This window comes from Kitasatospora sp. NBC_00374 (assembly GCF_041434935.1).
GTDB lineage: Bacteria > Actinomycetota > Actinomycetes > Streptomycetales > Streptomycetaceae > Kitasatospora.
Map to the genome: position 1 here is coordinate 401,611 of NZ_CP107964.1, position 13,522 is coordinate 415,132.

The window sequence follows — 13,522 nt, forward strand, 5'->3', positions numbered from 1 at the left end:
GGCTTTCCAGCGGCGCGTTCGCTTCGCCGGACGCGCCGCTGCCGTTTCCCTGCCCGGCCGACGCGGCCGGGCCCCGAACTCCGCTACGCGCCGATGATGTCCGGCCGATCCTCGCCCCTGTCGTACCAGCGTTGGAGGGCGTCAAGCAGAGCCTTGGTCGACTTCCAGGGCAACGGGGTCTTCTTCATGGCCGTGTCGACGAACGTGGTGAAGGACTGGGTGCCCGCGCTATTCCCGAAGGCCGTCACCTCCCGCATCAAGGCCCTTGCCACCGGCGGCTTCAGGAGGCCGTTGATCAGCTCCAAGTCCCTGGTCGGCTGCTCCGCAAGGGCGCGCGCGGCTGCGGCGGCGGCCTCGGCGGCGGCGCGCTCGGCCGCCGCACGGACCTCCTGCACCGACGGGAAGTACTTGAAGACGATTCGTTGGGCGTCCGGAACCGCCGGGTTCGTGGAGTTGAGCTCGGTGGCGTCGCTCCAACCGTAGGTGAGCCCGACCTCCCTCTTGCTGTCGATCGATGCCCTGGAACTGGTCGTGAAGGTTCTCCTGGTGTCCACGTTGAGCGCATAGCCCACATAGGCACTCATCCCCGGGTACTTCTGCAGAAAGTCGTCGACGACGTACCGGCAGCTGTCACAGGTGCCGCGCGTGGAGATCACGCTTAGGACGCCTTCGGGCTGCGGAGGAATCGTGACCACGGGCAGCTCGGTGGACTTCTCCGGTGGCTTGGGTGGTGTCCGGGACTTCCAGGAGTTCATCGTCGCGTGCACGGCGGCCATCGCCTTGACCTCGGCGTCGTTCAGCTGCTTGTCGACCTGCTTCAGATCCTTCCAGGCCAAGGCGGCCTGATAGGACGGTGTCGTTCTGTTCACGGTCTTGTCGTAGCCGCTCACGAAGGCGTCGGACTGCCACTTCCTGGCGGGGTCGTCCTTCATGGTCAGGCTGACAACGGCGAAGGTCTTCAGATCGTCCATCGTCCTGAAGAGCGGCTCCAGCAACGGGTCGAGCGCGGCGTTCGCCGCTGTCGGCGAACCGGGACGCGGCTCTGGGGGTGCCGCGGCCTGCTTCTGCTTGGCCGGCTTCGACGCCGTCTCACCTTTGGGCGGCGGAAGCACATCGCGTGGGCCGGCCGGGTTGAGGACGTGCTCGACCAGGTCGGCCTCGGTCAGCGACGCCCGCACGGGGGGCCCCGAGGGTGCGGCGGACGGCTCCGGGTCCGGAGCGTGCCGGGGGGCCGGTTCGGTGCCCGGCTCGGCGCCCGGGCCGCTCATGAACTCGCGGAAGCCGAGCAGCATCTCCTCGTCCGCCCGAGTCGCGCGGACCGGGTTGGCAGCCGACGGGTGGAGGGCCTGCGGGTCGGGGCCGTAGAGCCTCACCAGCAGCGGCAACAACTCGGGTGCGTTCTTCCTGGCCCAGTCGGCACCGTTGTTGCGGGGCTTGCCGGTTGTCGGGTCGTTCCCGTGGTTGGTGCCGAGGTAGGCGTTGGTCAGCTGGGCGAAGTACTCGTGCTCGTCGGCCGACGAGTAGTTGCCGACCACCTTGCCGGATCCGTTGCGCCGGCTGCCGTCCGGCCAGGCCTTGTCGTCGCCCTCCTGGTGGGGGTCTTCGCCGCGCCTGGTCAGGTAGGTCTGCTCGATGAGCTTCGTCTCATCGCCGGTCAGCCCGAACCTCTCGATGGCGTGGGCGAGTTCGTGGGTGGTGGTGGAGTATCCCTCGGGGTAGACCTGCGTGCCGATCTCCGTCTCCGCACCGAGGAGGTTCTCCTCCGTCACGGCCACGACCTTGCCGCTGGAGCCTCGGACGGTGTCCCAGTGGCGGTCGCCACCGGCGTCGCCGGCGGCCCTCAGGCCGCGCAGGCTCTCGAATCCCACCACGTCGGTCATCGGGACGTCCCGGGGCACGACCACCACCCGGACACCGTTCGCCAGTAGGCCTGCGGCGACGTCCCTGTCCTGGAGCATCCGCGCGACCTGGGCGTAGGCCTCCCGGCGTGCGGAGACGGGCTCGTGCGCACGGGGGTCGACGTCGACGATCAACCGGGCCGCCGCCTGTGCGAAGTCCTTCGGCCCAAGCTCACGCAGCAGGCTGTCGACGAACCGGGTGTCGTTCGCGAGCTCCTGGCGGATCTCGGGGGCGAGGTGCTCCAGGTCCTGGACCCGCTGGTGCAGGGGCGTGTCCGGCGGCGCCGTGCCGCCGTGCGGGGCCTTGGGCTGCGGGGCCACCACCGTCCCGTCGGAGGGCGCCGGAGGCGTCTGGAAGTCACCGCCGGCCCAGCCGCGCCGGTTCCGGTTACCGTCGTCGGCGTCATCGTCGTCGAGCCGCCGCTTCGGTCCGCCGACGTCCAGCATTTCGACGTCCGGGTCGCCGCCGGCCTCGTCCGGCTGCCGGTCGGAGTAGTGGTTTCCGGCCAGCCACAGATGGACCTCCCGCGACCACTCTGCTCCATCGAGCGGAGCGAGCACGTGCTCCGAGCCGTCCTCGGTGTGAATGTGCAGTCGCACTCCCAAGGCCGAGGCGACGGCCATCGGAGCCAGATCGCCCGCCGCAGTGTTCCAGTTCCCGGTCAGGGCGATCGTCAGGAACAGCTCGTCGAAGGCCGTCCCGCGCGCCCGCGCGAACTCGGTGACCCGTCGAAGGTTCGCGGGGGCCAGCATCCAGTCGACGACCAGGTTGCGCAGCGCCAGCGGGTCTCCGACCTCGCCCGGACGCAGAACGGCGTTGACGGCGTGGTAGAGGCAGTCGCCGTCGGCCGGCACGGAGCTGCGACCTCCCGGCCAGGGCCTGGTGACCGCCAGATCTCCCAGCAGGTCAGGGGCGTACCGCAGGTGCGCGAGCTTGCGGCCCAGCCGGATCGACGAGGTCGACAGCGCCAGCGTCTGGGAGGCCAGCACCTTGTGCTCGTCCTGAATGCCGGCCCTGACGTCCGGGAACGCGCCTCCGACGGATGCCGACGTCGAGTGACTCAGCACGTTCTTGGCGTGATCGCCCAACGGCCGGGCCTGCTTGGGTGGCAGCGTGCCGCGTTCGTGCCCCTCCGGTCCCGGCCTGAGCTGTTCGTCCCTGAGGAACGTGTCGAGGTCGCCCGGGCGGTAGGCGGTCCGGTACGGACCGAGGCTGAGGCCGTCCTTCGCCGACCTGGCATTCCCCTTCGTCTCCCCGGGCAGGGAGTCGTTGCTGAACAGCCGGCCCAGCACCGTCGTCAAGCCGGTGTGTGACTGCAGCACCGTCGGCTCCGAGTCGCTCGGCTTCGGGTTGTTCTCCTTATTCCGCACCTTCTCGAAGTAGTCTGCGGCGATCCGGGCGAGGTCGGTGACGACGGCCCCGTTGCGGAAGTCGGTCCGGAACGCCTCGCCCCGGTGCGGCAACCGGTTGTTGGAAGCGTCGGCGCGGACCAGCTCGGTGATCTCGTCCCGCCCCCGCTCCAACTCGGGGATCCGCTCCACCCCGTTCTCCACGACCTCGGGGGCACTCGTCCTGGAGTTCGTCACCTCCACGGAGTCGGGCCGGCCCTCCAGCATCGGCTCGTAGCGGCGCCGGAGCTCCCAGCCGTTGAGGCGGTTCAGCCGCCGTCCGATCTCCTCGAACTCCGCTCCGCCCCTGCCCCATTGGAGGTACGGCTTGCCGTCCTGGGTGCGCAGCCGCACGGCGGACCCGTCGATCATCAGGTTCGGCTCGGGCGCGTAGGGCACCAGCGGGGCGTACGAAGCCTGCCAGTCGCGTTCGGCCATGTCCTCGTCCACCAGGCGTCCGAACCTCTCCAGGAGATCCTGCCGGCCCTCCGGGGTGGCCCATCCGGCAGGCAGCTCGGACGAGGTGAGCTTCTTCTCGATGTCGGCGATCAGCCTCGCCAGATCCGCCCCTTCGGTGGGCATGCGGTAGCCACCGCTGAAGGCCAGTGGCCTGTTCGACGACGGCCGGGCTTCCTCCTCCCGGAGCAGGTCGAGGTCGTAGTGGTCCGCGTTGGGGTGCTCCGGGCGCGGCTGGGGGCGGCGGAGAGCCGCCTCCACGTAGTCGAAGACGTGCTCGCCCGAGGGCACCCTGCGCGAGCCGAAGTCGTAGTCCTGCACCGAGAGGTAGGGGTGCAGCCCACGCTCCATCATCGCGTCGATCAGCTGGTGCGTCGGTTCGCTGTCGAGCACACCGTTGCGCAGCGTCCCGTAAGGGGGGGACTTCTTGCCGCTCGACGACACCGACCAGTCGAACTGCTTCCCGACGACGGCGATCGGGACGCGCAGGTCCCGCACCAGTGCCCGGGCCTGCTCGACCGCCTCGTTCAGCCGCTCCACCGGAACCTCCGACGGCGCGTTCAGCCCGATGACGAAGGCCACCCTCGAGCGCATGGCGTCGCTGACCCCTTCCAGGATCCGGTCGACGACCTCGCGGATCCGGTGGGCTTCCCCGTATGCCGTCATGGAGTTGACGACGAAGCCGAGCGGGTAGTCGTCACGCGTACTGCGCTGGACGAACTCCAGGTACGCGGGCCCGTCCATCCGCTCCTGGACTCCCTGGCTCCTCGTCAACCGCCCGAACTCGGCGTTGCCGGGCCGGTCCGACGATGTCTGCAGGTTGTCCATCAACTGCGTGATCCCCGTGCGCAATACCGGCGTGGAGGCGGTGCCGGGGCCCGGCTCCGGCCAGGCGGGCGCCGAGTTCACCTCCGGTCCGGGGTCGTCGGGGTCGACGGCTGCCGTTTTCTTCTTCTTGCCACCGAGCACGACCGCCTCGTGGCCGTTCAGGGCAATCTCCTCGTTCGCCGCGGTCTCCCGGCCCTGCGGCCTCGGCCCGGCGGGAAGATCCTCGCCCCGCGTCGCCACCCTGACGTTCCCGTGCTCGTCGAGGCTCAGCTCGTTCCAGTGGCCGGGAGTCATGGCCCGGGGAACGCCGTCGGCCGAGAAGCCCACGGCCCGGGCGGCGAGCACCCGGGGCTGTTCCCCGGGCACCAGCAGGACGAAGTCCGGGGAGGCGAGGACGCGGAGGCCCTCATCGGGGAGCAGCCTGTGCAGTTCCCGCATCATCTCGGCGACGTAGGAGGTCTCGCCGCCCCGGCTGCCTCGGCAGGTGAGGACCCGCAACGGCTCCCCCTGCCAGACGCCGTCGACGCGCATCCGGGCCAGTGCCTCAGCCGCCACCCCGGGCGTCACCGGGGAGCCGTTCCAGGTGGGCGCTCCGTCGGCCCGGTCGCTGTGGTAGGCGATGGTGAAGTGGTCGGGGTCGTGCGGAATCCGGTGGAGCACCGGCAGGATCGTCTGCTCCTCGGGCCGTCCGCGCTCGGTGGGGTCGGCGAGCCAGTGGACGCCGGTGCCGACCTCGTGGGCGAGCTCGCGGGCGACGGCCCTGCTCAGGGGGATGCCCGGGACGGACACCTGCGCGTGGTCCGTCGCGGCCACCGACGCGGAGGCGTCGCCCTCCCGGAACCAGGGCCCGGGCCCGAACTCGGCCACGGAGAGATCGACCTGGTCGGCCGTCACCCGGATGACGTCGTGGGCCGAACCGTTCTCACCGACGGAGACGCCGAAGCTCAGCACGACCGGGACGCCGTTCTCGGTGCGGCCGGTGGCGAGCGCGACATGGCTGTTGTCGTTCCTGGTGACGACGATGTCCCCGGCCCGCGGCAGCGCCGTGTACTCCAGTGAGGCGTCGTAGACCTTGCTGCCGTGCGGGAACAACCGGTCGCGGAGGCGGTCGTTCCACGTTCCGTCGGCCTCGAAGCCCCGGTACGTCTCGCGGACCCAGTCCGCGGGGAGCACGCCCGCGTGGTGGGCGACCAGCAAGATCGATTCCCAGCAGTTGAGCGTGGTGTCCTCGGACATCGCGGGCACCTCGTCCGTCTCCCCCCGCGCCCACCGGAGGAAGTCGGCCTTGCCCTGCTCACCGGCCCCGCCGGCCACCCGCCAGGTCATCCGCAGCTCGGGCCGCCCCATCGCCGCGACCACCTTGTGCCCGCTGTCGGGCGCGGGCAGGTCCAGTCGCCCCGCCAGGTGGTCGGCGCGCAGGGTCAGCAGGGCGTCGTGCAGCCGCGCCGCGGCGGTCCCGGCCGACGCCGGCCCGTCGGACTTCGAGGTCAGCGCGGCGAGGTCGTCGGCGCCGAGGCGGTCCCGGTCGTGCAGGTGCTCGGCCAGCGCGCGGACGTCCTCGGGGCGGTTCGCCGCCCCGGGGCCGACGTCCGCGCCGATCCGTACGCCCAGCGACTCCGCCTGCCCAGGACGCAGGACGGGGCTCAGGAACTCGGCCGCCGCCGGGAGCAGCGGGGCAACGTCCACCAGCTGCTTCGCGGTCAGCGCCTTCCCGTGGCCGAACGGGAGCCTGGCCGTGCGCTCGTTGGGGACCGGCTTCGGAAGCCTGGACGGGGGCTTGTTGCGCTCGGTGTCGTACAGCTTGTCGACCGCCGACTTCGTCGCCGGGTCGAGCAGGCCGAGGGCGTCCAGGCGGGTGGCCAGGGCGTACACGTCGGCGAGGGTGTTCCGGCTGACCTTCCGGTCCCCGATGAACTCGCCCGAGGACATCTGGAGACCTCGGGCCGCCGCCGTCTCGTCCAGGCCCAGGCTCCTGCCGGCCCGGACCAGCACCGTCCCGCTGTCCGCGGTGTGCGCCGCACCGTCGTGCCCACCGGTCACCGGCTCCGTCGGACGCGGGGCCGGCACCGCCTGGTCGCCCGGGTTCGAGCTCCGCTCCGTCGACGTCGCCGCCGGGCCGGAGGGCCGGTCCGGGTGCGGCCCGGCCGCCGGCGGCCGGGCGGGGCCGCCGAGGGCCGATTCGATCGACGTGGCCAGGTCGTCCCGCCCGGGGCGCGTGGCAGGCCCGTCATGATCGGCCGCCGGCCCGGTCCGCACCAGGGCCGTGGGCCCGGTCGCCGGGGCGGACTCCCGGTGCGCGAAGGCGTCCTCGTGGGAGCGTTCGTGCGCGCGCCACCCGGCCGCGTCCAGGTGCGCCAGCTTCCACAGCTCGCGGTACCGGGTGAAGAAGTCGGCGCCGTACTCGCGCTTGAAGGAGGAGACCAGCTCCTCGTTGAGGGCGTGCAGGGCCGCCAGTTCCTCGAAGCCCTTGGCCGCGTGGTTCAGTGCGGGCGCCGCCTCGGCCTCGAAGGCGGCGTGCTCGGCCAGCTCCTCGTTCAGCTCCTGCCGCCTGGCATGCCACTGCTCCTGACGGGTGGCCAGGTCTGCGGGCCTGCCGAAGACCTCGTCGAAGGCCTTGCCGATCCGGTCGGTGTGGCCCTCCTTCAGCCGGTCCGTGCCGTGTCCGGACAGCCCGACGTGCTCCCGGGCCGCCGTCTGCGCGGCGTCGCCCGCATCGCGACGCACCGCCAGCCGGGCGGCCTGGTGCGTCAGCCGGTCGTGCACGGAGCCGGTGCCGGTGAGGTCGTCGAGGTCCTTCGCGAGCTCCGCCGTGTCCTTCGCGGCCCGGTTCAGGTGGTCCGCGATCCGCCGGTCGACCACGTCCGCGAGTTCCCGGGTGACCGTGCCGCGCGCCTGGTGGACGTCCGACGCGGTGGCCCCGAAACCGTCCGCGAGCTCGACGTGCGCCGCACCGGCGTCCTCGCCCCAGGACGTGGTCGCCTTCTCGACCTCGGAGAAGGCCTTGCGGATCGCGGCCTCACGGGCCGCCTGCACGGCGAACTCGTGCGGCAGGGCTTCGGCGCGGCCGGCCAGCGCCCGCTCGAAGAGGTCGGCGGCAGAACCACGTTCCCGGCGCGGCCCGGCGGCCCCGTCGGCCGGGCCGGCGATCTCGTCGAAGTCGGCGGAGAGCCGCTCGCGCAACGAGTCCTTGATCAGCACGAGGCTGTCCGCGGAGAGTTCGGGACGCTCCGTCACGCCGAGGGCCCGGAGCAGCTCCCGGTCCGTCGGGTCGAGCCGGTCGTACCAGGAACCCTCCGTGCGGCCGACCAGGTGGTCGGCCGTCCCGAGGGCGCTCTCGTGGTCGGCCCGGAAGGCGAGGTCCTGCCCGAGGTGCTCGGTGAGGCGGTCCAGGGCCCTCTGTGCGTGCGCGTTGCGCGCCGCCGTGAGGTCCTCCGGGCCCGCGTAGAGCCGAGCCACCTCGCCCTCGGCCTGCGCGCGGAACCGCACCGCAGCGTCGCGGCGGATCAGCTCCAGGGTCGCGGGCGGCAGGTCGCCCGGCCTGGTCCCGGGCCCGCTGCCGCCGCTGACGTCGTCGAGCAGTCGCGGGGGGGCGCTCCACTCGGTCACGGTGCGGTCGAAGCGCTCCATCGCGACCCGGACCGCCGCCTCGCGCACGGCGGCCAGGTGGGTGAGGCCGGGCAGGTCGGCCAGGATCTGCGCGCGGTCCTGCGGCCGGGCCGTCAACTGCTCGTACATCAGGTTCTTCGCGCGCTGCCAGACGGCCGTGGGCAGCCCGGGGCCGGTGCCTTCGGGGAAGCGCACCGGTCCGTCGGGGTCGGCGAAGGCCTCGCGCAGCGCCTCCTCGGCCTGCGCGTCATGGGCGCGGCCGCTGCCGTCGGGATCCGACTGCAGCTTCCCGGCCGCCTCGGCAAGCTTGCCGTCGTAGGTGTCCTGGAGCTCGCGCTGAGCCTCGCGCCACTGCTCCTGGCCCCGGCCGGCCGGTTCCGCCCGGACGTGCTCGGGTGCGGCGGTGTAGTGGTACGCGTGCCCGGACGCGGTGCGGTCGGCCCCCGTCGGGGGCGGGGTCTGCTGCGGATCGTGCGGGACGGTGGCGGACGGCATGTCCGTCGAGTCGTGCACCGGCGCCGGCTGATCGTGCTCCGACGGCGCCGGATGCGACGGCTCGTCACCGAACGGCATCGCGCCGTCGAGCGGCCTGTCCCGGTCCAGTTGGTGCGGATCCGCCGCCACGTACCTGTCGGGCAGGGGACGGCTCGCCTCGCCGTCGCCGGGGAGATACGCCCCGTGCCGCTGCGGGGCGGGCTCCGGGACCGCCTCGGTGGGCCGGTGGAACTCCAGCCATTCCCCGCCCACCACCACCGCGGGCCGGCCATCGGTGGTGTGGCCCACCTCGGACGCGACCACCAGATGGCCACGGCCGGCGCCGCCGACCGCCGGGGGGACGAAGTACACCCTTCCCGTCGCGGCCATCGCCGTGGTGCCGAGATTCCCGAGGCCGAGCTGTCGCATCACCTCGGTGACGTAGCCGTGGTCCACGGTGCCGCCCAGCCCGCAGGCGACGAACTGGAGCTGGTCGGTGCCGTTCCAGGCACCGCCTTCGTGCAGTCCCGCGAGGATCCCGACCAGGGTGTCCTCGGTGAGCGTGACGTCGTCCCGGACCGGCATGCCCGTCGCCGGATCCGTGTGCACGGCGACCGTGAACACGCCCTCTCGGGACGGGAACCGCGACAGCGTCCCGGCCAGGGCCTCCCGCGCGGCCGGGGCCGGCTCGGAGTCACCCAGCCACCAGCCGTGCTCGGAGCCGCCGAAGGCGGTGAACGACTCACCGACCTCGCCCATCCGCGGGACCGGGTCCGTCGAGTACCACTCGGCGGGAAGGTCGAGCACCTCGAAGCTGGGGTGCTCGCCCAGCGTGCCACCACGAAGGAAGTCACTCACCCCGTCGATGTTCGAGGCGGTGTAGACCGCCGGCTCCGGGTTGTGGCCGTCGGTCTCGTCATCGCTACTGCGGGAGTGGACCGAGACGGACCCGCCCTCCTCCAGCGTGATGGTCACCGTCAGGTGCTGACCGGCCAGCTTCGGGTGGAGTGACCGGATCTCGATCGTCTTCTGCCGGCCGTCCTCCGACAGCGATTCGGTGACCCGCTGGTCGCGCTCAAGGCCGTGTGCGGCCCGCAGGGAGTCGGCGCTGAAGTGCCGGGAGAACCCCTCGAAGGCGGCCTCCATCGACATGTCGCTCGACCAGTTCTGCACCGCCGTCCGGATGTCGGCGACCTCCAGGGGCTCCGCACGCACCCGGATGACGTCGAGGCCGTCCTGGTTCTGCGCCTCTCCGATCACCCTCAGCCGGGTCGGGCCGAGCGTCACCTCGGACTGCCCGGGGTTCACCTCGTCCGGGCCGCCCGGCAGCCGGGTGTGGCCGGGCGGGAACGACAGCGCCAGCATCGGGTGCGAGACCGGTACCTCGATCTCGAAGAGCGCGTAGTTCTCGCGCCCGCCGCCGTTCGTGGTCCACTGCTCGTGGAAGTCCGGGTTGAACGAGGTGGAGGAGGGCAGCAGCTCCAGGAACTCCCCGGCGGCCCGGGCTTCCTGGCTCATCTTGACCGCTCGGTAGAGCAGCAGGGTTTCGCCCGTCGGGTCTCCGGCCGGCGGCCGGACGGCTTCCTTTGCCGCGTGCGTGTAGAAATTCCCCACCTGACGCATCAGGTCCTCGAACTGCTCCCCCGAACGGTTCCTGAGCATCCCGCCGGCGCCGCGCTTGCCGGTGAACGTACCGCTCTTGATCCCCCCCATGAACTCGCGGAGCTGATGGTCGGTCATGGCCGCGCCGAGGTGCCGAAGCGCCAGGTTCGTCCCGGCGGCCACCTGCTCGGGGGTCGGCGGGTCGCCGAAGACCACGGCCTCCGGCATTTCATTCCTGCGGCCGTCGGGCTTCGCGGCCGTGTACGTGTAGTGGTCGGGGGCGGACGGCTGCTCCGGATCCGCACGCAGGTACCACGGCGTGCCCTCCTCCCGGAGCCGTACCTGCTCGTCGGAGAGCGGGCGTTGGTACTCGTGCCACTGCCCCCCACCCTCGATGACCGGCCGGCCGTTCGCGTCGAGACCGACCCAGGTGGCCACCACCAGGTGGCCGGGGCCACCCTGCATCCCGCCGTGTTCGGGACGGGAGAACGAGGGCACCAGCCACACCGGACCGTCGGCGGCCCTGGCCCGGGCGCCGGGGACGCTCGTCCAGAGCTCCGTCATGACCTTGTGGACGTAACCGGATTCGACGGACCGGCCGGCACCGCACGCGACGAATTCGACGGTCTGGGTGTGGGGGTCCCACTCCCCCGAGGCCTCCAGATCCCGCAGCGTCCCGGCCATCTCCTTCGGCTCGAGCGTGCGGCCGTCGACCTTCGGGACCCCGCTCTCCCCGATGTGTATGGCCACGGTGTACTTGGTCACGTCGACCGGCATCCGCGAGAGGGCGTCCTCGATCCCCGTCCGCCGACCGACCGGGAGCTCGTGGTCCGCGATCCAGCGCCCTTGCTGCGCGCTCCCGAAGTCGGTCAGGCGCCTGCCGTGGGCGGGCGTCTCCTGGTGATCGCTCCCCGCCCGGTGGTCGACCGGCAGCAGGTCGAGACCGTCGTCGGGGCTGTGGCCGTCCGCGAGGTCGTGGTCCGCGCGCTCATGCGGGGCAGGCCCCGACGCGGCGTCCGGCCGGTGGCCGGCACCGGACCGGGTGTGCACGGGCACCGGCGCCGGCGGCTTCTCGCCCGCCGGCGCGGGAACGTCCCCGGTCGCCCCGGGGGTGTCGCCGGTGGCCCGCGGCGGCACCGGCTGGTCGGCGGGCACCGGTGCCGGGACCGGGCCGTGCTCGCCCGGAGCCGGCCGCCCGTCCGCATCGGCCCGCGGCGGCGACTGATTCTCGCCGCCCGCCGGCGTCGTGGGGTGTCCGGTGGCGGGGGTGTGGTCCGTGGTCCGGACTGGGACGGGGGTACCGGCCGTCTCGGCCACGCGCGTCGGCGGAAGGTCCTTCTCCGCCGGGGGCTTCGGCGCGCCGGGGGTGTCGGTGCCGCCGTCCGACACCACCTTCGTCGACCCGCTCGTGGCACCGTCCGTCGACGAGCGGGAGTGGTCCTGCGAGTCGCCGGCCGAACGGCCGGAGGACGTGGCCGGGTCCGGGGCCTTCGAGGGGTCCGGGGTCTTCGAGGAGTGGGACGCACCCGAGGACTCCGTGCCGACGGGCGTGGGCGCGTCGAGACCGAGCGCCGCACGGGCCTTGGGGCCCATCGGCCTGGGGATCAGCAGCGACGTCGGGTGGCCGCTCAGGTTCGCGGCCAGAGCCAGCAGGGTGCGGGTGTGGAACGGGCCGTAGTACGGGGCGTCGCTGGTCTTTTCGGACTCGGCGTCCCACTCGCGCACCCGATTCTGGAACTTGAGCTGGAGCGGCGCGGTGGCCAGGTGCCCGAAGTGGGTGATCGCCCCCATCGAGACACCGGCGACGAAGCTCTCCCAGGTGACGTGGAACTCGTGGTCCTCGTTGTAGATCGCGTTGTAGGTGCCCTCGGTGAGGATGTTCTGGATGCCCCCCTTGAGGTACATGCCGAGGCCCTCGCCGAACTTGTAGAGGAGCTGGTGTCCGGTCTGGGGACGCAGGCCGCTCGCGAGATGCATGGTGCGCTCGGCCAGCTCGCTGACGACCCGCTGCTCCTCCTTCGACAGACCCGTGAGGACGGAGTCCAGGAGCTTGCGGACGGTCCCCTGGTCCACGGCGTAGCGTGCACCGTTGGAAGCCAGCGTCTTGGCGAAGTTCTGGCCCGCCTGGTTCGCGACCTCCCTCCCGATGCCCAGCTTCGACAGACTGTCCCCGAAGGTCTTGCCCATCTCCTGGGTGAACTTCTCGACGTTCGAAAGCTTCTTCTCGACGTCCTTGGCCACCGCGCCGCCGGCCTCTGCTCCGACGGCCTTTTCGGTGGCGGCCTTCGCCTCGGCGCCCGCTGTCTTACCGCCGACGGTCTTGGTCCCGCCCTTGACGGCTGCCGCCGCCGTGGCCCCGGCCTCCTTCTTGGCCGCGTTCCCGGCCACCGTCTTGAGGTCGCTCTTGAGCGCGCCGCCCGCCGCCGCCTTGAGGTCTCCCTTCAGGACGCCGCCCGCCAGGGTCTTGACGTCGTTCTTGGCCACGTTCCCGGCGGCGCCGCCCAGCCCCTTGCCGAGGCCCTTGAGGTCGGCCTTCAGCAGGTTGCCGATGCCCCCGCCGAACAGCTTCCCGAAGAGCTTGCCGAAGCCGAAGGTGAGCAGTTCCAGCGGCCCGGCGATCAGGCCGTTGATCGCCGCGAACTTGAGCGTCTGAAGGGTGGCCTCGCTGTCCCACTCCTTTCGGTGGCCCTTGCCGATCTGGATGCCCTGGATGATCACGTCGAGCATCAGGCCGGTGGTGACGCTGAGGAACACGTGCAGCGCGATCTGCCTGAGCAGCCAGAGGAAGACCTGCTTGATGATCTCCGCCGCCGCCGCCCGGGCCGCGAATATGGTGGCGAGCGAGGCGCCGAAGGTGAGCGGAATGTTGGCGATCGCCCAGGCGATCTGGGCGAGCAGCTGGATGAGCTGGCCGATGATCATCCACTTCGTGTACTCGACCTGGTTGGCCACCTTGTGGGCGAACTCGCCGAGTTCCTTCGCCGACTCCTGCGCCGCCCTCAGGTAGTCGACACCGTCGTTCCCGTCCTCCCCACCGATCAGCTGGCGCATCCGCGCCTCGAACTGCGTGGCGGCCTCCCCCTCGAACTCCACCAGGCAGCGCTTGATCAACTCGACGACGTAACCGCGCAGCTCGGGCATGTCGTTCGCGATCGCCAGGTAGTCGTCACCGGCCGTGCGGAGGTTGTCCTCGTTGGCCTCGGGCCACTTCATGCCGCTCACGAGGGAGAACACCTTGGCCAGCCCCGCGGGCAGCATGATCGACACGG

1 protein-coding gene is annotated in these 13,522 nt (G+C 71.8%); it reads right to left on the bottom strand.

All coding sequences use genetic code 11. The annotated features are described in order from the left end of the window. Positions 1 to 83 precede the first annotated feature (83 nt). Complete coding sequence (locus tag OG871_RS01835; protein WP_371493762.1) at positions 84 to 13,520, bottom strand: hypothetical protein; 13,437 nt, start codon at positions 13,518 to 13,520, stop codon at positions 84 to 86. Positions 13,521 to 13,522 lie beyond the last annotated feature (2 nt).